Origin of the sequence: Micromonospora sp. NBRC 110009 (assembly GCF_030518795.1) — a bacterium.
Taxonomy (GTDB): Bacteria; Actinomycetota; Actinomycetes; order Mycobacteriales; family Micromonosporaceae; genus Micromonospora.
This window is the reverse complement of sequence record NZ_CP130427.1, coordinates 3,911,093-3,937,174: the sequence shown is the minus strand read 5'-3', so window position 1 is coordinate 3,937,174 and position 26,082 is coordinate 3,911,093. Positions and strand designations below refer to the sequence as shown.

The following is a 26,082-nucleotide window of genomic DNA, read 5'->3' as shown; positions in this document are numbered from 1 at the left end:
GTCGCGAGCACGCTTCGCGTTTCTGGGAGGGCGAATGACGACCGCGCCAATGCCCGGCTTCCCGGCCGGCTTCCGGTGGGGGGTGTCCACGTCCGCGTACCAGATCGAGGGGGCGGCCACCGCCGACGGCCGGGGGCCGTCCATCTGGGACACCTTCGCCCACTCCCCCGGCCGCGTCGTCGACGGCAGCACCGGCGACGAGGCGTGCGACCACTACCACCGGTACGCCGAGGACGTCGCGCTGCTGGCCGGGCTCGGGGTGTCCGCCTACCGGTTCTCGATCGCCTGGCCCCGGGTGCAGCCCACCGGCACCGGGGCGGCGAACGCGGCCGGGCTGGACTTCTACGACCGGCTCGTGGACAGCCTGCTCGGGCACGGGGTCGACCCGGTCGCCACGCTCTTCCACTGGGACCTGCCGCAGGCGCTGGAGGACGCCGGCGGCTGGCTCAACCGGGACACCGCCGGCCGCTTCGCCGAGTACGCCGACCTGGTCGCCGCCCGCCTCGGCGACCGGGTGAAGCTCTGGATCACCCTCAACGAGCCGTTCATCCACATGAGCCTCGGCCACGGCATGGGCGTGCACGCCCCCGGCCGGATGCTGCTCTTCGACGCCTTCCCGGTGGCCCACCACCAGCTCCTCGGGCACGGTCTCGCGGTCTCCGCGCTGCGCGCCCGGAGCACCAGCCCGGTCGCCATCGCGAACAACTACTCCCCGGTGCGGCTGGCCGGAGACACGGACGCCGACCGGTCCGCCGGGGCGGCGTACGACGCGCTGCACAACCGGCTCTTCACCGACCCGCTGCTCGGGCGCGGGTACCCGGCGGAGCCGGGCTTCGACCCGGCCGTGGTCCGGGACGGCGACCTCGACATGATCGCCGCCCCGATCGACGTGCTCGGGGTGAACTACTACAACCCGACCGGCATCCGGGCCGCCGAGGCGGACTCGCCGCTGCCGTTCGAGATCGTGCCGCTGGCCGGCTACCCCCGCACCGCCTTCGACTGGCCGGTGGCCCCGGACGGGCTGCGCGAGCTGCTCCTCCAACTGCGCGACCGGTACGGCGACGCGCTGCCGCCGATCCAGATCACCGAGAGCGGCTGCGCGTACGACGACGTGCCGGACGCCGAGGGCCGGGTGCCCGACCCGGACCGGATCGCGTACCTGGACGGGCACCTGCGGGCGGTGCGCGAGGCGATGGCCGCCGGGGTGCCGGTGACCGGGTACTTCGTCTGGTCGCTGCTGGACAACTGGGAGTGGGCCGAGGGCTTCACCAAGCGGTTCGGCCTGGTGCACGTCGACTACGCCACCCAGCGGCGTACCCCCAAGTCGTCGTACGCCTGGTTCCGCGACCAGGTGATCCGGCGATGACCACGGTGAACCCGACGCCGGCCTCGCTGCCGGCGGCGCTCGCCGAACCGACCGTGCCGGTCCGGCGGAGCTGGATCGCGCTGATCTTCGCGGCCAACCTGGGCGTCTGGATGGCCTTCTTCACCCCCATCCAGGTGCTGCTACCGCAGCAGGTCGAACGGATCGCACCGGGCGACAAGGAGGCCATGCTCGCGGTCGTCACCGGCCTCGGCGCGCTCGCCGCGGTCCTCGCCAACCCGCTCGCCGGCGCGCTCTCCGACCGGACCGTGCTGCGGCTGGCCAACCGGCACTTCGGCCGGCGGCACGTCTGGACCGCCTCCGGCGCGGTGCTCGGCGCCCTCGCCCTGGTGCTGCTGGCCCGGCAGGACACCATCGCCGGGGTGGCGGTCGGCTGGGTCGCCGCCCAGGTCTGCTTCAACGCGATGCTGGCCAGCCTCACCGCCGCCATCCCGGACCGGGTGCCGGTGGCCCAGCGCGGCGGCGTCTCCGGCTGGGTGGGCATCCCACAGGCGCTCGGCCTGGTGGTCGGGGCGGTGCTGGTCACCGCGGTGGTCAGCGGCAACGCCGCCGGGTACGCGGCCATCGCGCTCGCGGTGCTGCTGCTGTCGCTGCCGTTCGCGCTGCTCACCGAGGACGACCCGCTGCCCCGGGAGCACCGGTCGGCGCTGCGGCTGCGCGGGCTGCTGGCGTCGATGTGGATCAGCCCGCGCCGGCACCCCGACTTCGCCTGGGCCTGGTTCACCCGGTTCCTGGTGCAGACCGGCAACGCCCTGGGCACGCTCTACCTGCTCTACTTCCTCACCGACGGGGTGCGCGTGGCCGACCCGGAGGGCGCGCTGCTGGTGCTGATCCTGCTCTACACGGTCGGCATGATGCTGACCGCCGTGGTGGCCGGGCGGCTCTCCGACCGGTCCGGGCGGCGCAAGGTCTTCGTGATCGCCTCCGGGCTGATCATGGCGGTGGCGGCGCTGCTGCTCGCCGTGGCGCCGACCTGGCCGATGGCGGTGGCCGCCGCGCTGCTGCTCGGCGCCGGCTACGGGGTCTACCTGGCGGTGGACGCGGCGCTGATCACCCAGGTGCTGCCGGCCGCCACCGACCGCGCCAAGGACCTCGGCGTGATCAACATCGCCAACTCCGCCCCGCAGGTGCTCGGCCCGGCGCTCTCCGCCCCGATCGTGGTCCACCTGGGCGGCTACCCCACCCTGTACGCGGTCACCGCGGCGGTCACCCTGCTCGGCAGCGCCCTGGTCCTCAAGATCCGTTCGGTCCCCTGACCGCGGTGTTAGGAAGGGACCCTTTACCCCCACGAGGCGTTAAGAAGGGGCCCTTCCTTATCGGGTCGCGGCCCGCCGTAGGCTGGGGAGGTGACGGTACGTGTACGCTTCGCCCCTTCCCCGACCGGTATGTTCCACGTCGGCGGCGCCCGCTCGGCCCTGCAGAACTGGATCTACGCCAAGCAGCAGGGCGGGGTGTTCGTGCTCCGCATCGAGGACACCGACGCGGCCCGCAACAAGCCCGAGTGGACCGAGGGCATCCTGTCCGCGCTCGACTGGATCGGCATCGCCCGGGGCAGCTACGAGGGCCCGTACTTCCAGTCGTCGTACGCCGGTGAGCACCGGGCCGCCGCGCAGCGGCTCTACGAGGGCGGCCGGGCCTACTACTGCGACTGCACCCGGGAGGACGTGCAGGCGCGGACCGGCTCGCAGTACCAGGGCTACGACGGCTTCTGCCGGGACCGGGGCCTCGGCCCCGGCGAGGGGCGGGCGCTGCGCTTCCGCACGCCGGACGAGGGCGAGACCGTGGTGGTCGACCTGATCCGTGGCGAGCCGACCTTCGAGAACAAGCTGATCGAGGACTTCGTCATCGCCCGCGGCGACGGCTCCCCGGTCTTCCTTCTCGCCAACGTGGTCGACGACATGACCATGGGGATCACCCACGTCATCCGGGCCGAGGAGCATCTGCCCAACACCCCGAAGCAGCAGCTGCTCTGGGACGCCCTCGGGGTCAAGCCGCCGGTCTGGGCACACGTGCCCGTGGTGGTGAACGAGAAGCGGCAGAAGCTGTCCAAGCGGCGGGACAAGGTCGCCCTGGAGGCGTACCGGGACGAGGGCTATCTCGCCGCCGCGATGCGCAACTACCTGATGCTGCTCGGCTGGGCCCCCGCCAACGACCGGGAGATCGTGCCCTGGTCGGTGATCGAGGAGGAGTTCCGGCTGGAGGAGGTGAACCCCTCCCCCGCGTTCTTCGACGAGAAGAAGCTGCGCGCGTTCAACGGCGAGTACATCCGGGCGCTGCCGATCGAGGACTTCGTCACGGAGTGCCAGCCGTGGCTGACCGGCACCGAGACCATCGCGCCGCCGCCGTGGCAGCCGGAGGAGTTCGACGCCGACGCGTTCGCCGCGGTGGCCCCGCTGGCGCAGACCCGGATCGCGGTGCTCAGCGAGATCGTGCCGAACGTCGACTTCCTCTTCCTGGCCGACCCGCTGATCGACGAGGCGGCCTGGGCGAAGGCGATGAAGGAGGGCGCGGCCGAACTGCTGGACGCGGCGATCGCCGCCTTCGAGGCGCTGGAGTCCTGGGACGCCGAGTCGCTGAAGTCCACCCTGGAGGCGGTGGGCGCCGAGCGCGGGCTGAAGCTGGGCAAGGCCCAGGCGCCGGTCCGGGTCGCGGTCACCGGGCGCACGGTCGGGCTGCCGCTCTTCGAGTCCCTCGAGGTGCTCGGCCGCGAGCGCACCCTGACCCGGCTACGCGCCGCCCGGGTACGCCTGGTCTGACGTCGCACGCGAAGGGGCCCGCCGGTCGTCCGGCGGGCCCCTTCGTCGTCCGGCCGGGTGGCTCAGCGCCGGGCGGCTCGCCGGCGCAGCAGCAGCCCGCCGGCCAGCGCGACGAGCACCACGACCGCACCGAGCGCCCAGCGCCAGCCGGTACCCCCGTCGTCGTCCGCGCGGGACGCCGCGGGCACCTGGCTCCCCGGGGTGCTGGGCGCGGCCACCGGGGTGGTGGGCGCGGCGGTGCTCGGCGCCGCGCTGGGCGACGGGGAGGCGGCGGGCGCGCCGGTGGTCAGGGTGAACCGGATCGTCCCCTTGACCGGATGGCCGTCGGTCGAGCCGACCTGGTAGGCGACCGTGTAGACGCCGGCCGGGCCCGGGCTGAACGGCACGCTCACCCGGTTGCCGGCGAAGCTCGGCGCGCCGCCCGAGGCGGACGCGGCACCCGGCCCGGTGACTGTGATCTTCGTCGTGGCCGGGGCGGGCGTGGCCAGGAAGCGCAGCTCGATCCGCTTCGGCGCGGTCGCCACCCGGGCGCCGTCCTTCGGATCGCTGCCGGTCAGCGAGTTGTGCGCGGCGGCCGGAGCGGCCGGCAGCACCGACACGCCGAAGGCCACCCCGAGAACCACCAACCAGGTCCGCGCCACGCGGGTTACTCTGCCCCCCATGAGCCCCTCCATCCGGTTACGATCCGGCCGCTGATCAACGACCGGTCGGTTAGTCGGCCGCAGATCGCAAATAGTTCCAATTACTCTTCCACCAGCTGCAACCAAGCGACGTTCTGCGGAGTCTTTGAGGTGGGCACCCGAAGCGCGGGCGGGCCCACCGGCGTCGGCCGATCAAGCGTGACCTGCAGTGGAAGCCACCCATCGAACGGGGCGAGGAGGCGGCGATGGTCCGGAAGGTGAGGCGGCTGCTGACCGCCGTGGCGGGCGCGGTGCTCGCGACCGTGTGCTCGCTGGCCCTGACCGGCGCTACCGCCGCCCACGCGGCCGCGCCCAAGCCCAAGCTTCCACCGGCCGGTGTGGACATCACCGGCGACCGGCTCGCCCAGCCGCTGCAGCTGCGCGCCGACACCCGCCCCACCGAGGTGAACGCCGTCATCGACCAGGTGAAGTGGCTCGGGGCGACCGGCCAGCAGCGCGGCCCGGCAGCGAAGGACCTCGGTCCGAAGTACACCGTGGTGGTGCTCTCCGGAGGCAACCCGGCGAAGACCTACGACCTCTACCCGCTCGCCAAGGGTGGGCCCCGGGTCTACCGGCCGGCCAAGCAGCCCGACCTGAGCAAGACCCGGGCCGGCTGGTTCTTCGGCCGACTGACCATGTCCGAGACGCTGCGCAGCGTCGGGGTGCCGCTGGAGCGGCAGTTCGACACGCTCAGCGGCGGCATCGGCGGCGGCGACCGGGTCATCCCCGAGGAGGCGCTGGACCCGGTGCAGGACATCGACGCGACGCTGGGCGAGCTGCAGCGGCTGCTGCTGCTCAACGTCGGGGTGATGGTGGTCATCACCGCCGGCCTCGCCGGCATCGCGCTGCTGATCCGCCGCCGCACCCGCTGAATCGGCCCGGCCGGCCCGGTCAGACCTCCAGCACCACCTTGCCCCGGACGTGCCCCGCCGCCACCAGGCGCTGCGCCTCGGCCGCCTCGGCCAGCGGGAACGTCCGGGCCACGTGCACGGTCAGCCGACCGGCGTCGACCAGCCCGGCCAGCACGGCCAGGTCGGCGGTGGACGGCTTGACGAAGAGGTAGCTGCCGCCGAGCCGGGTCACGTGCTCCGGGTCGGCGGTGGATATCAGCCGGGCCGGCCGGGCCAGCAGCTCGGCGGAGACGTCCAGCGCGTTACCGCCGAACAGGTCCAGCGCCACGTCCACCCCGTCGGGCGCGACCGCGCGGATCCGGTCCAGCAGGCCGTCACCGTAGCTGACCGGCTCGGCGCCCAGTGACCGGACGAAGTCGTGGTTGGCCTCGCTCGCGGTGCCGATCACCTTGCCGGCGCCGCGCGCCCGGGCCAACTGCACCGCCAGGTGCCCCACCCCGCCGGAGGCGCCGTGCACCAGGACGGTGTCGCCCGCGCCGGTCCGGGCCAGCTGCAGGGCCTGGTACGCGGTCAGCCCGGCCAGCGGCAGACCACCCGCCTCCGGCCAGGACGCCTGGACCGGCTTGTCGGCGAGGCAGCGCTCCGGGGCCGGCACCAGCTCCGCGTACGTGCCGTACTGGACGTCGTCGCGCCGGACGTACCCGACCACCTCGTCGCCCACCGCGAAGCCGGTCACCGCCGGCCCGACCGCCTCGACCACCCCGGCCGCGTCCCACCCGGGCACCAGCGGGAAGTGGGTCGGCAGGGCGGCGGCGAGGTGACCCTCGCGCACCTTCCAGTCGACCGGGTTCACCCCGGCGGCCCGGACCCGCACCAGGACGGTGTCCGGCCCGACGGGCGGGGTGGGCAGGTCGCGCAGGGTGAGCAGGTCGGCCGAGCCGTACGCGTCGATCGCGATCGCCTTCACCCTGCTGAGGCTAGCCGCCGGCGGGCGGACGCGGGGTCAGGCGGCGGACGGGCGGGGTCAGCACCAGCGGCGCGGGGGCCTTTCCCGGCGCAGCGTCCGGTTCCGCGGCCGGACCGCGCCGTGCCGGTGCGCGCCCGCCCAGCCGGGCAGGTCACTGCGGCAGCCCTGGGCCGGGTCCGGGTCCGGCTCGGGCGCGGCCGGCACGACCGGCTCGGCGGCCCGCTGCCGGGGCACCGGCGGGGTGTCCTCGCCGCGCCCGACGGTCGGCTCGGCCGAATGGGTCAGGCCCGTCCGGCGGGGCTGCTTCGCGGACGCCGGCTGTTCGTGGTGGCCCGGCCGGCAGGGCTCACCCTGGGCGCAGCCGTGTTCGGCCTCCCCGTGCGCCATCCCGGTCTCCTCACGTTCGCCCTCGCCCGTCGGGCGGTCGCCCCGACGTGCCCTGACACCGTACTGGCCGACCCCGACGGGGCGGACGCCGCGTACCCGTGGAGATCGTCCGGGCGGCGTCGCGGGCACCGCGCCCGGGGCCAGGGCGCCGCCGGCCGGTCGCCGGACCGCCCCTCGGTGTGGAGTCCCTGGTCAGGGCATGTCAGGCTGGAACGGTGAGCGAGCCGGGCGGGACCGAGGTGTCGGCGACGCTGCGCCGGATCGAACGGGCGGCGGGCGCGCTGGCCACTGCCAGCGTGGCCCGGATGGACGAGGCCCTGCCCTGGTTCCGGGAGCTGCCGGCCGACCAGCGGTCCTGGGTCATGCTGGTCGCCCAGGCCGGTGTCCGGTCGCTGGTGCAGTGGCTGCGGCAGGGCGGCGGCGCCACCGACAGCACCCAGGAGGTGTCGGACGAGGTCTTCGCGGCCGCGCCGCAGGCCCTGGCCCGCTCGATCAGCCTCCAGCAGACCGTGGCGCTGATCAAGGTGACCATCGAGGTCGTCGAGGAGCAGGTGTCGCACCTCGCCGTGAAGGGCGAGGAGCAGCTGTTGCGGGAGGCGGTGCTGCGCTTCTCCCGGGAGATCGCGTTCGCCGCCGCCCGGGTGTACGCCCGGGCCGCCGAGAGCCGCGGGTCGTGGGACGCCCGGCTCCAGGCGCTGCTGGTGGACGCGCTGCTGCGCGGCGACTCCCCGGACGTGCTGGCCAGCCGGGCGGCGGCGCTGGGCTGGACGGACGCGCCGCCGGTGGCGGTGGCGGTGGGCCGGTCCCCGGGCGGCGAGGTGGCCGCCGTACTGCACACCGTCTACCGGCAGGCCCGCCGGATCGGGGTCGAGGTGATCGGCGGCGTGCACGGCGATCGCCTGGTGATCGTCCTCGGCGGGGCGGCGGACCCGCTGGGGGCGACGGAGAAGCTGCTGACCGCGTTCGGCGACGGGCCGGTGGTGGTGGGCCCGGCCGTACCCAGCCTGGACGAGGCGACGGACTCGGCGCGGGCCGCGCTGGCCGGGTTCCGCGCGGCGCCGGCCTGGCCCACCGCGCCGCGCCCGGTGCCCGCCGCGGACCTGCTGCCGGAGCGGGCCCTGGCGGGCGACGCGGAGGCCCGCCGCCGGCTGCGCCACGACGTGTACGCGGCGCTGCTCCGCGCCGGGGGCGAACTGCTGGAGACGTTGGACGCCTTCTTCGCCGCCGGCGGCACGCTGGAGAGCGCCGCCCGGGCCCTGTTCGTGCACCCGAACACCGTCCGCTACCGGCTCAAGCGGGTGGCCGAGGTGACCGGCTTCTCGCCGCTCGCGCCCCGGGACGCGTTCGCCCTCCAGGTGGCGCTCACGGTCGGCCGGCTGGACCCGGTGGTCCCGGCCGTCGCAGCCGTCCCGACCCAGACATTGAGCCCAGCCGTCAGGAAAACGTCACAGGCAGGTGATGATCGCCGTTGATTTTTGTAGGGATCCTCCAAAGCTTCTAGTGCGGTTTGGTGCCGTGCGTTACAGCGCGACCCGCCAGTATCCGTCACAGTCGTAGACGTGCTCGCCGTACTCTCACCCGGACAGGGTTCCCAGAAACCCGGTTTCCTGACTCCCTGGCTGGACCTGCCCGGCGCCGAGGCCCGCCTGCGCTGGTTCTCCGCCCTGGCCGGGGTCGACCTGGTCCACCTCGGGACGGAGGCGGACGCCGACGAGATCAAGGACACCGCCCGCACGCAGCCCCTGCTCGTCGCGGCCGCGCTGCTCGCGGCCGAGCAGCTGCCGATGCACGACGTCGCGCTCGTCGCCGGCCACAGCGTCGGTGAGCTGGGCGCGGCCGCCCTCGGCGGGGTGCTGTCCGCGGAGGCGGCGGTGACCCTGGCCGGCGTCCGCGGCCGGGAGATGGCCGCCGCCTGCGCGCTGGAGCCGACCGGGATGGCCGCCGTGCTCGGCGGCGACCCGGACGAGGTGCTCGCCGCGATCGAGGCGCACGGGCTGTACCCGGCCAACCGCAACGGTGCCGGCCAGGTCGTCGCCGCGGGCGCGGTCGACGGGCTGGACAAGCTCGCCGCCGAGCCGCCCGCGAAGGCCCGGGTGATCCGGCTCCAGGTGGCCGGCGCCTTCCACACCCCGTACATGGCCCCGGCCGAGGCCGCCCTGGCCGGCGTCGCCGCCGGCATCACCCCGGCCGACCCGGCCCGGATCCTGCTCTCCAACCTGGACGGCTCGGCGGTCAACCACGGCCGGGAGCTGGTGCAGCGGCTGGTCCGGCAGGTCACCGCGCCGGTGCGCTGGGACCTGTGCATGCGCACCCTGGCCGACCTCGGGGTGACCGGGGTGCTTGAGCTGCCGCCGGCCGGCACCTTGGCCGGCCTGGTCAAGCGGGAGCTGAAGGGCGCCGGAGCGCCCGAGATCGTCACCCTCAACACCCCCGACGACCTGCCCGCCGCGCGCGACCTGATCGCCCGGCACAGCGGCCTGGGCGGCCACGAACCCGTGATCCAGTTCCGGGTCGTGGTCTCCCCCGCCGCCGGCACCTTCACCCCGGCCGAGGAGCTCGCCGAAGGCGCCGACCTTCGCACCGGCCAGGTCATCGGTCACATCGCCACCCGGCAGGGGCCGGTCGAGGTGACCGCGCACGCCAGCGGGCTGCTCACCGAGTGGCTCGCGCACCACGAGGACCCGGTCGCCCCGGGCCAGCCCCTCGCCCGTATCGGAGGACAGCACTGATGGCCGGGAGCCGGATCGTCGCGATGGGGCACTACCAGCCCTCGCGCATCGTGACCAACGACGAGCTCGCCCAGATGGTCGACACCAACGACGAGTGGATCCGGGACCGGGTCGGCATCGTCACCCGGCGGATCGCCGGCGACGAGACGGTGGCCGACATGGCCACCGCGGCGGCCGGCAAGGCGCTGGCCAACTCCGGCCTGACCGCCGCCGACATCGACCTCGTCGTGGTGGCCACCTGCACCTCGGTCGACCGCAGCCCGAACGTGGCCTGCCGGGTCGCCGCCAAGCTGGGCATCGCCGCCCCGGGCGCGTACGACATCAACACCGCCTGCTCCGGCTTCGCGTACGCGCTGGGCACGGTGGACCACGCGATCCGGGCCGGGGCGTCGCGCAACGCGATCGTCATCGGCGCGGAGAAGCTCTCCGACTTCACCGACTGGACCGACCGCTCGACCTGCATCATCTTCGGTGACGGCGCCGGGGCCGCGGTGGTCACCGCGACCGCCGAGGGCGAGCCGGCCGGGGTCGGGCCGGTGGTCTGGGGCTCGGTGCCGGAGAAGAGCGACGCGGTCCGCATCGAGGGCTGGCGGCCGTACATCGCGCAGGAGGGGCAGGCGGTCTTCCGCTGGGCCACCACCGCGCTGGCCCCGCTTGCGCTGGAGGCCTGCGAGAAGGCGGGGGTCGCCCCGTCGGAGCTGGCCGCGTTCGTGCCGCACCAGGCCAACGCCCGGATCATCGACGGCATCGCCAAGCGGCTGAACATCCCCGACGCGATCATCGCGAAGGACATCGTCGAGTCCGGCAACACGTCGGCGGCGAGCGTCCCGCTGGCCCTGTCCAAGCTGGTCGAGCGGCGGGAGGTGCCCTCCGGCGCCCCGGTGCTGCTGTTCGGCTTCGGTGGCGGCCTGACCTACGCCGGTCAGGTCGTCCGCTGCCCCTGAAGACCCCCTCCGGCGCGAGCGCGCCGAGGAGCGACGACCGGCGTCGCCGGCCGTCGAGTGAACCCCCGATGAGAGGAACCAACCGCAATGACCCGTGACGAGATCACCGCCGGCCTCGCCGAGATCCTCGAAGAGGTTGCCGGGGTGAACCCGGACGACGTGGCCGAGGGGAAGTCCTTCACCGACGACCTCGACGTCGACTCGCTCTCCATGGTGGAGGTCGTGGTGGCGGCCGAGGAGAAGTTCGGCGTCAAGATCCCGGACAACGAGGTGCAGAACCTGAAGACCGTCGGGGATGCCGTCAGCTACATCGAGGCGCAGTCCTGATCATGAGTCGTCCCGACGTCGTCGTCACCGGGCTCGGCGCGACGACCCCGCTCGGCGGGGACGTCGCGTCGACCTGGGACGCCATGCTCGCCGGCCGCTCCGGGGTGAGTGCGCTCACCCAGGAGTGGGCCGCGCAACTGCCGGTCCGGATCGCCGCCCAGCTCGCCGTGGACCCGTCCGAGGTGCTGGACCGGGTCAAGCTGCGCCGGCTGGACCGGTCCGAGGCGATCGCCCTCATCGCGGCGCAGCAGGCCTGGGCCGACGCCGGGCTGGCCGACTCCGGGCTGGACCCGGAGCGGCTGGCGGTCAGCGTCGGCTCCGGCATCGGCGGCGCCACCACCCTGCTCGCCCAGGACGACATCCTGGAGGCGTCCGGCCCGCGGCGGGTCTCCCCGCACACGGTCCCGATGCTGATGCCGAACGGTCCGGCCGCCTGGGTCGGGCTGGAGCTCGGCGCCAAGGCCGGGGTGCACTCGGTGGCCAGCGCCTGCGCGACCGGCGCGGAGGCGATCGCGCTCGGCCTGGACATCATCCGCGCCGGCCGGGCCGACGTGGTGGTGGCCGGCGGCACCGAGGCGGTCATCCACCCGCTGCCGATCGCCGGCTTCGCCTCGATGCGGGCCATGTCGACCCGCAACGACGAGCCGGAGAAGGCCTCCCGGCCGTGGGACAAGGGCCGCGACGGCTTCGTGCTCGGTGAGGGCGCGGGCGTGGTGGTGCTGGAGCGCGCCGACCATGCCGCCGCCCGCGGCGCCCGGGTGTACGCGCGCCTCGCCGGCGCCGGCATCACCTCGGACGCGTTCGACATCGTCCAGCCGCACGCCGAGGGCGAGGGCGCGATCCGGGCCATCGCGAAGGCGGTCGCCGACGCGGACGTCGCGCGGACCGACATCGCGCACGTCAACGCGCACGCCACCTCGACCCCGGTCGGCGACATGCTGGAGATCGGCGCGCTGCGCAAGGCGGTGGGCGACCACCCCTTGCTGTCAGCCACCAAGTCGATGACCGGGCACCTGCTCGGGGCGGCCGGGGCGCTGGAGTCGATCGCCACCATCCTGGCCATCCGCGACGGTGTCGTGCCGCCGACGATCAACCTGGACGACCCGGACGACGGCCTCACCCTGGAGGTCGCCGCCCACAAGGCGCGCCAGCTGGAGATCCCCGCCGCGCTGAACAACGCGTTCGGCTTCGGCGGTCACAACGTGGCTCTCGTCTTCACGCGGGCCTGAGCCCAGCTTCGGAGGCAGACGTGACCAGGACCGCCGTGAGCGCGGACAGCTCGACCGTGGACCACCGGGATCCCGAGGTGCGGCTGCGGGCCCTGTTCGACGCCGGCACGCTGCGCCTGGCCACCCCCCGGGACACCTCGGGTGCGCTCTGGGCGCGGGGTGAGATCGACGGTACGCCGGCGATCGCGTACGCCACCGACGCCACGAAGATGGGCGGCGCCATGGGCACCGACGGGTGCCGGCACGTCGTGGACGCGATCGACACCGCGGTCCGCGAGCGGGTGCCGGTGCTCGGCCTCTGGCACTCCGGCGGCGCCCGGCTGGCCGAGGGCGTGGTCGCGCTCGACGCCGTCGGGCAGGTCTTCGCCGCCATGGTCCGGGCCTCCGGCCGGGTACCGCAGATCTCTGTGGTGCTCGGCCCGGCGGCCGGCGGGGCCGCGTACGGGCCGGCGCTGACCGACATCGTGGTGATGAGCGGGGCCGGCCGGATCTTCGTCACCGGCCCCGAGGTGGTCCGCAGCGTCACCGGCGAGCAGGTCGACATGGAGCGCCTCGGCGGCCCCGAGCCGCACGGCCGGCGCTCCGGCGTGGTGCACGTGACCTGCAAGGACGACGAGGACGCGCTGGCCGAGTCGCGCCGGCTCGCCGCGCTCCTCGGCCGGCAGGGCCGGCTGTCCCCCGACGACGTGCCGACCGGCGCGGGCGACGGGCACGACCTGGCCGCCCGGATGCCGGCCGAGACCAACCGGGCGTACGACGTGAAGCCGGTGGTCAAGGCCCTGCTCGACGAGCCGGGCGTGGAGCTGCACGCCAAGTGGGCGCCGAATGTCGTCACCACGCTCGGCCGGTTCGCCGGCCGGACGGTCGGCGTGATCGCCAACAACCCGCTGCGGCTGGGCGGCTGCCTCGACGCGTCCAGCGCCGAGAAGGCGGCCCGCTTCGTGCGGATGTGCGACTCGCTCGGGGTGCCGCTGGTCGTGCTGGTGGACGTCCCCGGTTACCTGCCCGGGCTGGGCCAGGAGTGGGACGGCGTGGTCCGGCGCGGCGCGAAGCTGCTGCACGCCTTCGCCGAGGCGGTGGTGCCGCGGGTGACCCTGGTGACCCGCAAGGCGTACGGCGGGGCGTACATCGCGATGAACTCCCGCTCGCTCGGCGCGACGGCGGTGTTCGCCTGGCCGGACGCGGAGGTCGCGGTGATGGGCGCGAGCGCGGCGGTCAACATCCTGCACCGGAAGAAGCTGGCGGCCGCCCCCGCCGAGGAGCGGGAGGCGCTGCGCGCCCAGCTGATCGAGGAGCAGATCCGGGTCGCCGGTGGCGTCAACCGGGCGCTGGAGATCGGCGTGGTGGACGACGTGATCAAGCCGGAGGAGACCCGGCGGCGGATCGCCGAGGCCCTCGCCGGGGCGCCCGCCGCCCGGGGCGCGCACGGCAACATCCCGCTGTAAGTGCAAGGAAGGGTCCCCTGTTAACGCCTCAGGCATAGCAGGGGTCCCCTGCTAACGCCCGGAACGGCAGTCGTCGTCCTCCGCGAGGAACTCCGCTGCGCGGCCGCCGCGCAGCGTCGCCGCCACCCGTCCATGGTGGTGGATCACGACTGAACCGTCGCCCCGCTCGACGTAGCGGAAGCCCTGCGCGTGCTGTCCCATTGGGGCCCAGGCAGCCAGCGTCCGCCGTGGCCCGCACCCCCGTTTCGCCGCTGTCCCGGCCGGCCGGCGCCGGGGCCGCTAGGGTGGGGGCCGCCGAGGACCGAGGAGCACCCCGTGGAAGCGACCGAGATCCGCAAGCTCGCCGTGCTCGAGGACACCCACTGGTGGTACCGGGAGCGGCGGGTGCTGCTGGGCCGGGCGCTGCGCCGGCTGGCGGCGGCCGGGGTGCGGCCGGAGCGGGCGCTGGACATCGGCGCGGCCGGCGGCGGCAACACCCGGGTGCTGCGGGCACACGGCTGGCGCCCGCTCGCCCTGGAATACAGCGCGGAGGGCGCCGGGGTGGCCCGGGAGCGGGGCCTGGACGTGATCCGGGCCGACGCCCGGCGCCTGCCGGTCCCCTCGGCCAGCCTGGGGCTGGTGGTCGCCTTCGACATCCTGGAGCACTTCGACGAGGACCACCTGGCGGCCGCCGAGATCCGCCGCACCCTGCGCCCGGGCGGCACCGCACTGATCGCGGTGCCGGCCGACATGCGGCTCTGGTCGGCCCACGACGTGGCGGTCGGGCACGTGCGCCGCTACGACCGTGCCGGGCTGCGGGCGGTGGTGGAGAAGGCCGGGCTGGTCGTCGATGAACTGTGGAGCTGGAACGTGGTGCTGCGCCCGGTCGCGGCCTGGCGGCGCCGGAAGTCCACCGGCAGCGACCTGGACGACCTGCATCCGCTGGTCAACTTCGGGCTGCGCACGGTGATCACCACCGAGCGGTACCTGCCGGTGAAGGCGTTGCCCGGCGTCTCGCTGATGCTGCGGGCGCACCGCCCCGCCTGAGCCGCACCTCCGCCACGACCGCGCCGGCCCCACGCGAGGACGGGGCCGGACGCGACGGGTCAGCGGGGCGAGGGCACCGCCTCGCGGGCCAGGGTCAGCGCGCCGAGCAGCGCGGCGTCGTCGGCGAACCGGGACAGCACCACGTCGGGCCGGTGCGGCAGCACCTCGGCGAGCCGGTCCACCAGCAGTCCGCGGATCAACGCGTTGCCGGCCACCCCACCCACCAGCACCACCCGCTGCGGATCCAGCAGGAGGCAGCAGGTGACCAGGTGACGGGCCATCTCGTCGACGCGGGCGGCCAGCGCGTCGCGGGCCGGCCCGGGGCGCTCCGCCGCGGCGGCGAGCCCGGCTGCCCCGTCCGGCAACCCGAGGTCCGCGGCGAGCAGGTCCAGGGCCCGGCCGGAGAAGTCCAGCTCCAGCATGGTGCCCGGCCAGGGGGCGCCGGCCACGGCGTACCCGATCTCGCCGGCCGCCCCGCGGTGTCCGGCCACGACCGCGCCCCCGACCGTCACGGCCGCGGCCACGCCGGTGCCGATCCCCACGACGAGGCCCGGGTCGGCGTCGCGCAACGCGCCCAGCCGCAGCTCGGCCAGGGCCGCCGCGTTCAGGTCGTTGTCCACCGCCACCCGCGGGACGTCGAGCGCGTCCCGGACCGCGTCGGCCAGCCGCAGCCGCTCCCAGCCGGGCACGTTGGGGGCCAGATCGATGCCGTCCGGCCGGACCACGCCGGGCGAGGCCACCCCGGCCGCGACGAGCGGCCCGCCGACCTCGGCGACCAGCTCCCCGGCGAGGGCCAGCGCCCGGTCCAGGGCCTGCGGCGCGCCCCGGTCGGCGTGCGTGGGGACCCGCCGCTGGGCTAGGAGCTGCCCCTGCGGGTCGGCCACCCCGACGGCCATCTTGGTGCCGCCGAAGTCGATGCCGAGCAGCAGCCCGTCGGTGCGGGTGCCGGCGGCCGGGGGCCCCGAGAGCCGCACGCTCACCGGGCCACCAGCTCGGCGGCGACGGCCGCGTCTGTCAACACCGGGCCCTCCTTTCAGCGCAGCCGGTAGACGGCCATCCGGCCGGTGTCGTGGCGCAGGTCGGCCAGCGTGCGCAGCGTCGGCGACTCCGTGCCGACCCGGCGGTCGACCACCAGCCAGCGGACGCCGTACCGGTCGCGCAGGGCGGCCAGCCCGGCGGCGGTGGGCGCGGTGAACGCGGCGTCGTTGGCGCGCTGCCGGGCGGCGTCCCAGAACGGCGCGTACGGGCCCTCGGGCCGGCCCACCATCCGGGGCGCGAACGCCCACCCCTCCACCAGCACCGACCGCTCAGCGTAGCCGCTCAGCCAGAACGAGCGGGCGTCGCACCAGCCGTCCACCACCGCCCGGCAGTGCACGTTGGTGGCGAGCACGTCGTCCGGGTCGCTGTGCGCGTACACCCAGCGGGCCGCCTCGACCCGGGAGGCCGGCATCGCCACCACCGGGTACGCGCCGCCGTTCGGGTAGGTCCGGGTCGCCGCCGCGTCCATCACCAGCCCCGGGGCCCCGGCCACCAGCACCGCGGTGAGCAGCAGCAGGCCGCCCCGGCCGGCCAGTGCGGGCCAGCGCGCCACCAGCACCGGCCAGTACAGCCCCACCACCAGCGCCAGCACCGCCAGCGCGGTGGCCCAGCAGAGCAGCGGCAGCACCGGGGCGTACGCCTGAGTGGCCGGCGTGCTGGTCGCGGAGCTGAGCTGGACCGCGGTGAGCAGCACGGCGAACCCGGCGGCCCCCGCGCCGAGGAGCCGGCGGCCCCGGGCCGACAGGTCGGCCCGGTCGGCGACCTCGGCCCAGCCCCAGGCGGAGAGCAGCACCCCGAACGCGAAGCCGGTGCGGGTGAAGTACTGGTTGCTGCTGCCCGGATGCCCGACGAGCAGGTAGACGGCCGGCCCGGCGAGCGCCCCGCCGAGCAGGAACACCTGCACCGGTTCCAGCCGCCACCGGCGCGACCGCAGCAGCGCCACCGCGCCGGCCAGCCGGAGCTGCAGGTTGAGCAGGAACGCCACCGCGACGAGCACCCAGACCAGCGCGGTGACCCCGGCCGAACGGCCGGCCGGCACGTACGGGCGCAGCCCGGAGAACGGGTCGACGGTCACCCCGTGGCTCTCGAAGGCGAAGAGCACGGCGGTGGCGAAGAACTGCGCGGCCACGGCCAGCCCGGCGGCGACCAGCACCGCCCGGGGCAACCGGCGACGGACCACCAGCGCGACCGCGGCGGTGAACGCGAGCGCGGCCAGCACCACGGGCAGCGAACTGGCCTTAGCGCCGGTGGACGCGGCCAGGAAGAGCACCACCAGCACCCAGGCGCCCCGGCCCAGGGCGGGCACGGTCACCCCGCGGGCCCGGCCCACGAGCTCGCCGAGCGCGGCCACCAGCGGCAGCAGCAGCACCCAGCTGTACGTCATCGACGGGCTGCCCCAGACGATGAAGGTGGCCTGGCTGCCGAAGAGCTGCCGCCAGCCGTTCTCGAAGCCGAACTCCCCGACGGTGAACATCAGCGCGGCGGCCGCCACCCCGGCGTACGGCCGGCCGCTGATCCGCCAGCCGACCACCGCGACCAGCACGGCGGCCAGCGCGCAGAGCGCGGGTACCCCGAGCCGGAAGAAGACGGTCGGCAGGTCGACGCCGCTGACCAGGCTGGTCGCGGCCAGGTGGGCGAAGCCGAACCAGTGGTAGTGCAGCGGCTCCCCCGCGGCCTGCGGCACGTCCAGCGGCACCTGGTGGGTAGCCGCCCCGGCGAGGGAGAGCTGGAAGGCCAGGTCGATGTACTGCGCCTGCCCCTCGTCGGTGGGGAGCACCGGGGTGACCGCGAGGAACGAGCCGTACAGGTAGAGGGTGAAGCCGGCGACCACCCCGGTGAGCGACCAGGCCCAGCCGGTGGGGGCGACGGCCGGGTAGCGGACCCGCCAGTGCCGGCGCAGCCGGGGCACGGCGGCGAACGGCACCAGCACGGCGAGCGGCCAGAGCCGCAGCCAGCCGGGCACACCGAGCGCGGTGCAGGCGGCCCAGGCGGCCAGCTCCAGCACCAGTCCGACGGCCGCACCCATGGCCAGGTCCTCGACCAGGGTGTGCGGTCGGCGGCGCAGGGCGCGGAACACCAGGGTGCCGGGGAGCAGCACGGCCAGCACCGCGTACCCGGTCCACCGGGCCAGGGCGGCGACCGGGGTGTCGGCGACCAGCAGCACGGTGGCGACGACGGCGTAGCCGGCGAGGGCCGGGGCGTAGCGGCGCAGGGCCGGGCGGCGCGGGCCGACCGTCGGCGGGGCGGCGCCCCCGGTGGCGAGGGCCGTCACCGCAGGCTGTCGGCCAGCTCGGCGCCGTCCCGGCGGACCGCCTCGCCGGCGGCGCTGTCGCTGGCCACCGCGTACGCCGGGCGGCCCTGGACGGCGGTGTAGATCCGGGCCACGTACTCGCCGAGCAGGCCGAGGCAGAGCAGCTGCACCGCGCCGAGGAAGAGGATCGCCACGTAGAGCGAGGGCCAGCCGCTGACCGTCGCGCCGGCGAACCAGGCGAGCACCGCCACCACCACGAGCACCCCGCAGACCGCCACCCCGAGCAGGCCCAGCCAGGTGGCCACCCGCAGCGGGGCGGCCGAGAAGCTGGTGACGCTCTCCGCGGCCAGCCCGGCCATCCGGGACAGCGGGTACTTGGTCCGGCCGGCGGCGCGCTCCTGGCGCTCGTAGGCGACCTCGCCGCTGGGGAAGCCGAGCCAGGGCACCACCAGCCGGAGCACCGGGCTGCGTTCGGGCAGCTCCCGCAGCGCCTCCACGACGGCCCGGCTGAGCAGCCGGAAGTCGCCGGCCTGGGCGGGCACCTGGTCGCCGACCAGGCGGCGGACCAGGCGGTAGTAGCCGGCCGCGGTCCACCGCTTGAACCAGGTGTCCCGGCTGCGGTCGGCCCGCACGCCGTAGACCACGTCCAGATCGTCGGCGCGCGCCCGGCGGAGCATCTCGACGATCACCTCGGGCGGGTCCTGGAGGTCGGCGTCGAGGCTGACCACGTATCCGCCCCGGGCGCGCAGCAGCCCGGCGACCAGGGCCGCCTGGTGGCCGCTGTTGCGGCGCAACCGCAGCACCCGCAGCTCGGGCCAGCCGGCCCGCAGCGCGGTCAGCCCGGCGGCGGTGCCGTCGGTGCTGCCGTCGTCGACGGCCACCACCTCGTACGCCTCGCCCAGCCCGTCGAGCACGCCACGCAGCCGCTCGGCGAGCAGCGGCAGGACGCCCTCCTCGTTGAACATCGGCACCACCACGGAGAGTGCCGGCTGTGGTGCGGTCACGGCCCTCGACCCTCCGGTTCCTGCGGTGGCGGACGGGCCGACGCTACCAGTCGGGGCGGCCGGGTCCGGGCCCGTCGCCGGGCATCGTCCCGGGTCAGGTGGTGCAGGCGGTGGCGGGCAGCCCGGTCACCGCCACCGGGGACCGGCCGGTGGGGCGGGCCTTGCCGGCGAGCACCCGGGCCAGCGCGGTCATCGACGCCCGGCTGGACGAGTAGGTCGCCAGCACCGTCGGCGACTTCGCGCCGGCCAGCACGTACGGGGTGTCCATGGCCACCGTCACCGCCGCGTCGGCGCGCAGGTCCTTGGCGCCGTCGCCGTACCCGACGAGGTGCACCACGGTGCCGCCACTGGGCACCACCGGGACCCCGGCGGCGGTGAGCTCCGCGCTCAGCGCCGCGCGGGTGCGGTCCCGCCCGGCGGAGGAGGTGACGGTGACCGGGCCGGCCACCGGGGTGCCGCACCGGCCGCGCAGCATGGTGACCGCCGCGGCGGCGAGGTCACCGGCCGCCTTCTGGTGTGCGGCGCTGCCGAGGGTGGACAGGTCGGGGGTGGACCGGTCGGCCAGCGTGAACTTCATGGTCAGCACCCGGGTGGCGGCCTCGACCAGCCGCGCCCGGGGCAGTGAGCCGCCCTTGAGCGCGCCGAGCAGCCCGTCGTACGCCTGGCCCACGTTCGGGGTCATCAGGATGAGGTCGTTGCCGGCGTTCAGGGCCCGCACCGCGGCCTCCCCCGGCGACCAGCGCCGGGCCGGCGCCATGTTCATCCCGTCGGTGACCACCACGCCCTGGAAGCCGAGCTGGCCGCGGAGCACGTCGGTGAGGAGCTTGTGGGAGAAGGTGGCGGGGGTGCCCGGGTCGACCGCCTTCACGTCGAGGTGGGCCGACATCACCGCCATGGCGCCGGCGTCGATGCCGGCGCGGAACGGCGGGAACGCGGTGCTGTCCAGCACGGCGCGGGACTGGCCGACGACCGGCAGGTCGGTGTGCGAGTCGGCGGCGCTGAGGCCGTGGCCGGGGAAGTGCTTGATGCTGGCGGCCACCCCCTCGGCCTGCAACCCGCGGACCGCGCCGGCCACCTGGTCGGCGGCGTTCTTCGGGTCGGCGCCGAAGGAGCGGGAGCCGATCACCGTGCTGCGGGTGGCGAGGACGTCGGCGACCGGGGCGAAGTCCATGTTGATGCCCATGGCCGCGAGCTCGGCGCCGGCGGCGCGCCAGGCGGCCTCGGTCAGCGCCGGGTTGCCGGCCGCGCCGGCGGCGAGCGGGCTGGGCAGCAGGGTCACGCCGTCGCTGATCCGGGTGACCACCCCGTACTCCTGGTCGGTGCCGATCAGGAAGGGCGCCGGGCCGGCGGGGAGCTTGCCGGCGGCGGCCCGCAGGCCGGTGGTGAGGTCGCGGACCTGCTTCGGGTTGTCGACGTTGGTGGTCGCCTGGTTGCCGGAGGTGGGGTCGTCGGCGCTGAAGCCGACCAGGATCACCCCGCCCAGCCGATACTTCGCCACCATCTCGGCGGGCGTGTCGACCCCGGCGAGGGCCTGGTTGCCGGCGGCCGATCCGGGCGAGACCCGGGTGGCCGAGCTGCCGTACGCGTAGGGCATCAGCACCTGGCCGACCAGGTCCTCGTCGGCGAGGGTGCGGACCAGGGCCTCGGCCCGGGCCTTCGGGCCGGCGGGGGTCGGGCTCGGGGCCGCCGAGGACGCGCTCGGGGACGGCCCGAGCGCCGGACCGGCCGGCTCCTTCGCGCATCCGGAGCCCAGCAGCGCGGTCAGCGCGGCGAGCACGATCAACGTACGTCGAGGGGTGGTCGACACGAAACCCATCCCACCAGGCTCCGCGTATCGGGGCAACTTGCCCCGTGGTCAGCCCACTCTGGTGAGCAGGGTCACCGGCGCACCGTCGCCGGCGTACCGGTAGGGCTCCAGCTCGGCGTCCCAGGCGGTGCCGAGCGCCTTGTCCAAGGCGTGCGCGAGCGCCTCCGGGGCCCGGGCGGACGCCATGATGCTGCGCAGCCGGTCCTCGCCGAGCTGGATGTCGCCGGCCGCGCCGACCGTGGCCCGGAACAGGCCCCGGCCCGGGACGTACATGAACCGCTCCCCGTCCACGCCCGGGCTCGGCTCCTCGGTGACCTCGAAACGGATCATGGGCCACTGCCGGAGGGCAGCAGCCAGCTCGGCGCCCGTCCCCGGGCTACCGGTCCACCCGCACTCGGCGCGCCGGGCGCCGGGCTCGGCGGGCTGGGCCGTCCAGTGCAGGTTGACCGGCGCGGCGAGGACGCGCGCGATCGCCCACTCGACGTGCGAGCACACGGCGAGCGGGGTCGAGTGGACGTATACGACGCCACGCGTTGGCACGGTGACCTCCCGGAGGGCGAGGTGCGTCTTCCCCTACGACCTCATCCACCCGAGTGGCCTCTGCAACACATGATGACCGTAGTGACGGATGGTTCGCCAGCGAATCGGAAAATTCGCCGGTCCCAACCGGCGGGAAATACCCGGGCGGCTGACCCGGTTGACCACCATGACGGCGCGACGACCAGCCAGGCGTCGAGGTCGTGTACAGTTCTCTGGGCGGTTCTGTGCCGCCGTACATCTTCGCGGGCCGAGGCTCAACCGGGCGTCACCCGCAACAGCCCCCGGACGTTTCAGTCCTCCCGTACGTCTGCAAGGAGTACCTCCGTGGCGAGCAACACCTCTAAGACCGCGCGCGCGTCAGTCCGGGCCGGCCAGGCTGGCCAGGGTGGCGCCCTCAGCGTGCTGGGCGAGTTCAAGTACCTGATCCCGCTCAACGGCGGCAAGCACGCCTACGTGCGCAACCTGACCAACGGCAAGACCGCGCACCTGCGCACCGACTCCGAGGCCTTCGTCGAGGAGATCCGCGTGCTGGCCGCCGCCGGCCACGCCGCCAAGGTCCGCGCCGAGATCGCCAGCCTCGCGGCCGCCCACCCGGACCACGGCTGGGACAAGACCGAGAAGCGTCTCGTCGAGGCCGGCGTCTTCGAGGGCTGAGCCCCTCACCCGCTGCACCACGAACCGCCCGCCGGGGTCACCCGGCGGGCGGTTCGTCATTTCCCCTCCTCCAGCACCGCGACCTCGCCGGTGGCCAGGTCATAGAGGGCCCCGACCACCGCGATCTCCCCGGCCGCGACCGGGGCGGCCAGCAGGTCGTCGGCGCGCAGGGCGGCCACCGTCCGCCGGACGTGCCGGCGGATCGCCAACCGCTGGGCCTCCGGGTGGTCCGCACCGACGTCGGCCACCGCCGGGGCGATCCCGTCGATCACGTACGCCAGCGCGCCGCCCGGGCGCTGCCCGGTGCGCAGCGCCTCGACCGCCGACCCGACCGCTCCGCAGCGCTCGTGCCCGAGCACCATCACCAACGTCGCGCCGAGCTGCCCCACCGCGAACTCGATCGAGCCGCGGACCGCCCGGTCGAGCACGTGCGCGCCGGTGCGGATCACGCAGATCGAGCCGAACGTCTGGTCGAAGATCGCCTCCAGCGGCACCCGCGAGTCGATGCAGCCGAGCACCACCGCGTACGGCCGCTGGTCACCGGAGGCGACCGCCGCGGCGGCGGTGACGTCGTGGCCGTGCACCGGCTGCCCGCTGACGAAGCGCCGGTTGCCGGTCAGCAGCTCGGCCAGGGCGGTACGCGGCGTCCGCGGCGCTCCGGCCGGGACGGGGGTCTGCGGCATACCCTCCAGCCTGGTCGTCGATCCGACCACCCGGAGCCGGTCGGGAATCTTCTCAGCACCATGGTTGCCGTGCTGTCATGACGGGTAGCCGGTTGTTACCGCCGGGTTACGCCGGTGCGGGGACACCGGTGAGCCGGGGGAGGTCGACGATGCCGGAGCAACTGGAGGTACGGCTTCCCGACGGCGTACGCCTGCACGTCGAGGCCACCGGTCCGGTCGACGCCGAGGTCACCGCGATCCTGCTGCACGGCTGGACGCTGGACGGGCGCAGCTGGCACCGGCAGCTCGCCGCGCTGCGGTCGCGGTTCGGCGACCGGGTGCGGGTGGTGACGTACGACGCCCGCGGGCACGGGCGGTCCAGCTGCATGGCCCTGCGCACGGCCACCCTGGCCCAGCTCGGCGACGACCTGGCCGCGGTGCTGGACGGGATCGCCCCCGCCGGGCGGATCGTGCTGGTCGGCCACTCGATGGGCGGGATGACCGTGATGGAGTACGCCCAGCGCCACCCGGAACACTTCGCCGCCCGGACCGCCGGGCTGGTCTTCGTCTCGACCACCGCCGAGGGGCACACCCACACGGTCTACGGGCTCTCGCCCCGGATCGCCCGGCTGATCCGGCTGGCCGAGACCACCGGCGCCGGGGTGCTCGCCCGGTGCGGCTCGTGGCGCCCCCCGCGCGCGCTGCTCCGCGCGCTGCGCCCGAGCATCCGCTGGATGCTGTTCGGGGACCGCTGCGACCCGGCCGACATCCGGCTGGTCACCTCGGCGGTGGCGCACGCCTCGCTCCGTTCGATCGGCGGGTTCCGCGCCTCGATCGGCGCGCAGCACCGGCTGGACACGCTGGCCACGCTCGGCCGCCTGCCGGCCGCCGCGCTCGTCGGCGACCGGGACCGGCTCACCCCGCCGCCCTGCGCCGAGTCGATCGCCGCGGCGCTGCCCACCACCGAGCTGACCGTCTGCCCGGGCGCCGGGCACATGCTCATGATGGAACGCCCGGACGAGGTGAACGCGGCCCTCGCCGCGGTGCTCGACCAGGCCCTGGCCCGCCCGGCCGCCTTCCCGGCGGAACGCGACCGGTCGGCGGCGGGAACGCCCGGACAACGGGTGGGAACGGCCGGATAACGGGCAACCGGCAGCGGCGGGGCCACGGGCACCGGCATGGCCCCGACACGGGCCGGGACGGCGGCCCGTACCCTCATTCAGCCCGCCGTGCCCGCCACCTGACCCGCAGGAGCCCCCGCGTTGAGCGACCAGACCACCCTGGACCGGGAGATCGCCGTCGAGCAGCGGCATCTCGACCGGGTGTACGCCCGGCTGGCGGAGCTGCGTCGGGCGGCCGCCGAGGCCGAACGGGAGGGCTACCGGCTGGCCCGGGTGGGCAACTTCGGCGCGCTGGTGGAGCGGGACGCGATGGTCTTCCACGCGGCCCAGCGCCGGCACGTGCTGGACGCCGAGCACGAGGGGCTGGTCTTCGGCCGGCTCGACCTGCGGACCGGGCAGGTGCTCCACGTGGGGCGGCTCGGGGTGCGCGGCGAGAACGCCGAGACCCTGGTGGTGGACTGGCGGGCGCCGGCCGCGGCGGCGTTCTACCAGGCGACCCCGGCCGAGCCGATGGGCGTGGTGCGCCGACGCACCATCCAGTCGTCGGCGGAGCGGGTCACCCGGATCGAGGACGACCTGTTGGACCCGGAGTCGGCGCCGCCGGACCTCGCCGTGGTGGGCGACGGCGCGCTGCTGGCCACCCTGTCCCGGGCCACCGGCCGGGGCATGCGGGACATCGTCGCCACCATCCAGCGGGAGCAGGACGAGGCGATCCGCTCCCCGGGCAACAGCGTCACGATCGTCTCCGGCGGCCCGGGCACCGGCAAGACGGCGGTGGCCCTGCACCGGGCGGCGTACCTGCTCTACTCCGACCGGGCCCGGTACGCCGGCGGCGGCATCCTGGTGGTCGGGCCGTCCGGGGTGTTCGTCGAGTACATCGCCTCGGTGCTGCCCTCGCTCGGCGAGGAGACGGCCACCCTGCACTCGCTCGGCTCGCTCTTCCCCGGGATGTCCGCCAGCCGCACCGACCCGCCGGCCGTGGCGGCGGTGAAGGGCTCGCTGCGGATGCGCCGGGTGCTGGAGCGCGCGGCGCGGGACGCGGTGCCGGACTCCCCCACCGAGCTGCGCCTGCTCTACCGGGGCGAGCTGCTCCGGCTGGAGCGGGCCGAGCTGGACGCGATCCGGGACCGGATGCTGTCCCGCGGCGCGCGCCGCAACGAGGTGCGCCGGGTCGCCTTCGACGCCGTCCTGGCCGCCCTGTACGCGCAGGCCCGCACGCTGCGGGTCGGCCGGCTGCCGGAGCAGCCCGCGTTCGAGGACGAGATCATCGACCGGCCGGAGTTCCGCGAGTTCCTGAAGGCGTGGTGGCCCCGGCTGCACCCGCGGCACGTGCTCGGCTGGCTCGCCCGCCCCGAGCGGCTGCGCCGGTACGCCGGCGGGGTGCTCTCCGGGGTGGAGATCCGGCTGTTGACCGAGGCGTACCGGAGCCTGGACGCCGAGGGGTTGACGATCGCCGACGTCGCGCTGCTGGACGAGCTGGACGCGCTGCTCGGCAAGCCGGTCCAGCGGCCGAAGCCGAAGCGCGACCCGTTCCAGCTCGCCGGAGGGGTCCGGGAGCTGAGCACGTACGCCGACCGGCAGCGGGCGGCTCGGGCCGCCGCCCGGGAACGGCCGGAGGACTACCGCGAGTTCGCCCACGTCGTGGTCGACGAGTCGCAGGACGTCTCGCCGATGCAGTGGCGGATGATCGGCCGGCGGGGCCGGCTGGCCTCCTGGACGGTGGTGGGAGACCCCGCGCAGACCGCCTGGACGGGCGACCCGGAGGAGCTGACCCGGGCCCGGGACCAGGCGTTGGGGCGGCGTCGCCGGTACCGCTACGAGCTGACCACCAACTACCGGAACTCGGCGGAGATCTTCGCGGTGGCGGCGGCGGAGATCCGCCGGCTCTACCCGGACCTGCCGCTGCCCACCGCGGTGCGCTCCACCGGCGTGGATCCGGTCGAGCTGACCGTGCCCGCCGCCGAGCTGGCCCCGGCCACCGAGGCGGCGGCCCGCGCGCTGCTGGCGCAGGTCGAGGGCACGGTGGGGGTGATCACGCCGGTGCCGCGCCGGGACGAGGTGGCCGGCTGGCTGGGCGGCCTGGGCGGCACGCGGCTCCAGGTGGTGACCAGCCTCCAGGCCAAGGGCATGGAGTACGACGGCGTGGTGCTGGTGGCCCCGACCGAGATCCGGGCCGACCCGGGCTCGGGGGTGCGGACGCTCTACGTGGCGCTCTCCCGGGCCACCCAGCGCCTGACCACGCTGGATCCGGTCGCCTGACGGCTGCCGGCGGCCCGGTGG

General features: G+C 75.2%; 23 protein-coding genes. 14 read left to right on the top strand and 9 right to left on the bottom strand.

Annotated elements, in window-relative coordinates:
* Positions 1-34 precede the first annotated feature (34 nt).
* The 3 genes from Q2K19_RS18895 to gltX all read left to right on the top strand — a co-directional run bounded on the left by Q2K19_RS18895 (position 35) and on the right by gltX (position 4,140).
* Positions 35-1,366 (top strand): GH1 family beta-glucosidase, encoded by a 1,332-nt coding sequence (locus Q2K19_RS18895; RefSeq protein ID WP_302762617.1) that lies wholly within the window; start codon positions 35-37, stop codon positions 1,364-1,366.
* Positions 1,363-2,640 (top strand): MFS transporter, encoded by a 1,278-nt coding sequence (locus Q2K19_RS18890; protein ID WP_302762616.1) that lies wholly within the window; start codon positions 1,363-1,365, stop codon positions 2,638-2,640. Before Q2K19_RS18895 ends, Q2K19_RS18890 begins: the two co-directional genes overlap by 4 nt.
* A gap of 129 nt (positions 2,641-2,769) precedes the next feature.
* Entirely contained in the window at positions 2,770-4,140 is a 1,371-nt protein-coding gene (gltX, locus tag Q2K19_RS18885; protein ID WP_302772622.1) for a glutamate--tRNA ligase, read from the top strand.
* Positions 4,141-4,202: 62 nt separating this feature from the next.
* Here gltX and Q2K19_RS18880 read toward each other — a convergent pair whose 3' ends face one another.
* Positions 4,203-4,802, bottom strand: coding sequence for a copper resistance CopC family protein (locus Q2K19_RS18880; protein WP_302762615.1), 600 nt, complete (start codon positions 4,800-4,802; stop codon positions 4,203-4,205).
* A 224-nt stretch (positions 4,803-5,026) separates the two neighbouring features.
* Here Q2K19_RS18880 and Q2K19_RS18875 point away from each other — a divergent pair, with 224 nt between their 5' ends.
* On the top strand, positions 5,027-5,692 hold the full coding sequence (locus Q2K19_RS18875; protein WP_302762614.1) for a hypothetical protein: 666 nt from the start codon (positions 5,027-5,029) through the stop codon (positions 5,690-5,692).
* Positions 5,693-5,711: 19 nt separating this feature from the next.
* Here the strand turns inward: Q2K19_RS18875 and Q2K19_RS18870 are convergent, their stop codons facing one another.
* Together Q2K19_RS18870 and Q2K19_RS18865 are read right to left on the bottom strand one after the other, a co-directional pair.
* Positions 5,712-6,638 carry an NADP-dependent oxidoreductase gene (locus Q2K19_RS18870; RefSeq protein ID WP_302762613.1) on the bottom strand — a complete coding sequence of 309 codons (927 nt, stop codon included), beginning with the start codon at positions 6,636-6,638 and terminating at the stop codon, positions 5,712-5,714.
* A 57-nt stretch (positions 6,639-6,695) separates the two neighbouring features.
* Positions 6,696-7,025: a hypothetical protein gene (locus Q2K19_RS18865; protein ID WP_302762612.1), complete on the bottom strand. Its 330-nt coding sequence runs from the start codon at positions 7,023-7,025 to the stop codon at positions 6,696-6,698.
* Between the two features lie 179 nt (positions 7,026-7,204).
* On the opposite strand from Q2K19_RS18865, the gene Q2K19_RS18860 reads away from it, so the two are divergent.
* The 7 genes from Q2K19_RS18860 (at position 7,205) to Q2K19_RS18830 (ending at position 14,725) form a co-directional block, all read left to right on the top strand.
* The gene (locus Q2K19_RS18860; RefSeq protein ID WP_302762611.1) at positions 7,205-8,497 is read left to right on the top strand and encodes a PucR family transcriptional regulator; all 1,293 of its coding nucleotides are present in this window, start codon (positions 7,205-7,207) and stop codon (positions 8,495-8,497) included.
* Positions 8,498-8,584: 87 nt separating this feature from the next.
* Positions 8,585-9,754: an acyltransferase domain-containing protein gene (locus tag Q2K19_RS18855; protein WP_302762610.1), complete on the top strand. Its 1,170-nt coding sequence runs from the start codon at positions 8,585-8,587 to the stop codon at positions 9,752-9,754.
* Positions 9,754-10,698 carry a beta-ketoacyl-ACP synthase III gene (locus Q2K19_RS18850; RefSeq protein WP_302762609.1) on the top strand — a complete coding sequence of 315 codons (945 nt, stop codon included), beginning with the start codon at positions 9,754-9,756 and terminating at the stop codon, positions 10,696-10,698. The genes Q2K19_RS18855 and Q2K19_RS18850 overlap by 1 nt, the downstream gene beginning before the upstream one ends.
* Before the next feature lie 87 nt (positions 10,699-10,785).
* Positions 10,786-11,025 (top strand): acyl carrier protein, encoded by a 240-nt coding sequence (locus Q2K19_RS18845; protein ID WP_007072348.1) that lies wholly within the window; start codon positions 10,786-10,788, stop codon positions 11,023-11,025.
* 2 nt (positions 11,026-11,027) lie between these two features.
* Positions 11,028-12,254, top strand: a complete 1,227-nt coding sequence (gene fabF / locus Q2K19_RS18840; RefSeq protein WP_302762608.1) for a beta-ketoacyl-ACP synthase II — start codon at positions 11,028-11,030, stop codon at positions 12,252-12,254.
* Between the two features lie 20 nt (positions 12,255-12,274).
* Positions 12,275-13,699, top strand: a complete 1,425-nt coding sequence (locus tag Q2K19_RS18835; RefSeq protein ID WP_302762607.1) for an acyl-CoA carboxylase subunit beta — start codon at positions 12,275-12,277, stop codon at positions 13,697-13,699.
* A gap of 315 nt (positions 13,700-14,014) precedes the next feature.
* Positions 14,015-14,725: a class I SAM-dependent methyltransferase gene (locus tag Q2K19_RS18830; protein ID WP_302762606.1), complete on the top strand. Its 711-nt coding sequence runs from the start codon at positions 14,015-14,017 to the stop codon at positions 14,723-14,725.
* A gap of 59 nt (positions 14,726-14,784) precedes the next feature.
* Here the strand turns inward: Q2K19_RS18830 and Q2K19_RS18825 are convergent, their stop codons facing one another.
* The 5 genes from Q2K19_RS18825 to Q2K19_RS18805 all read right to left on the bottom strand — a co-directional run bounded on the left by Q2K19_RS18825 (position 14,785) and on the right by Q2K19_RS18805 (position 21,365).
* The gene (locus Q2K19_RS18825; RefSeq protein WP_302762605.1) at positions 14,785-15,705 is read right to left on the bottom strand and encodes an ROK family protein; all 921 of its coding nucleotides are present in this window, start codon (positions 15,703-15,705) and stop codon (positions 14,785-14,787) included.
* 53 nt (positions 15,706-15,758) lie between these two features.
* The gene (locus tag Q2K19_RS18820; protein ID WP_302762604.1) at positions 15,759-18,035 is read right to left on the bottom strand and encodes a hypothetical protein; all 2,277 of its coding nucleotides are present in this window, start codon (positions 18,033-18,035) and stop codon (positions 15,759-15,761) included.
* Entirely contained in the window at positions 18,032-19,018 is a 987-nt protein-coding gene (locus tag Q2K19_RS18815) for a glycosyltransferase family 2 protein (protein WP_368046106.1), read from the bottom strand. The genes Q2K19_RS18820 and Q2K19_RS18815 overlap by 4 nt, the downstream gene beginning before the upstream one ends.
* 94 nt (positions 19,019-19,112) lie before the next feature.
* The gene (locus Q2K19_RS18810) at positions 19,113-20,834 is read right to left on the bottom strand and encodes a glycoside hydrolase family 3 protein (protein WP_302762603.1); all 1,722 of its coding nucleotides are present in this window, start codon (positions 20,832-20,834) and stop codon (positions 19,113-19,115) included.
* 39 nt (positions 20,835-20,873) lie between these two features.
* Complete coding sequence (locus Q2K19_RS18805; protein WP_302762602.1) at positions 20,874-21,365, bottom strand: DUF3145 domain-containing protein; 492 nt, start codon at positions 21,363-21,365, stop codon at positions 20,874-20,876.
* Positions 21,366-21,689: 324 nt separating this feature from the next.
* Between Q2K19_RS18805 and Q2K19_RS18800 the strand changes: the two genes are divergently transcribed.
* Positions 21,690-22,019 carry a hypothetical protein gene (locus Q2K19_RS18800; RefSeq protein WP_302762601.1) on the top strand — a complete coding sequence of 110 codons (330 nt, stop codon included), beginning with the start codon at positions 21,690-21,692 and terminating at the stop codon, positions 22,017-22,019.
* 56 nt (positions 22,020-22,075) lie between these two features.
* Here Q2K19_RS18800 and Q2K19_RS18795 read toward each other — a convergent pair whose 3' ends face one another.
* The gene (locus Q2K19_RS18795; protein WP_302762600.1) at positions 22,076-22,702 is read right to left on the bottom strand and encodes a carbonic anhydrase; all 627 of its coding nucleotides are present in this window, start codon (positions 22,700-22,702) and stop codon (positions 22,076-22,078) included.
* 149 nt (positions 22,703-22,851) lie between these two features.
* Here Q2K19_RS18795 and Q2K19_RS18790 point away from each other — a divergent pair, with 149 nt between their 5' ends.
* The gene (locus tag Q2K19_RS18790) at positions 22,852-23,823 is read left to right on the top strand and encodes an alpha/beta fold hydrolase (protein ID WP_302762599.1); all 972 of its coding nucleotides are present in this window, start codon (positions 22,852-22,854) and stop codon (positions 23,821-23,823) included.
* A gap of 120 nt (positions 23,824-23,943) precedes the next feature.
* Entirely contained in the window at positions 23,944-26,061 is a 2,118-nt protein-coding gene (locus Q2K19_RS18785) for a HelD family protein (RefSeq protein WP_302762598.1), read from the top strand.
* Positions 26,062-26,082: the final 21 nt, after the last annotated feature.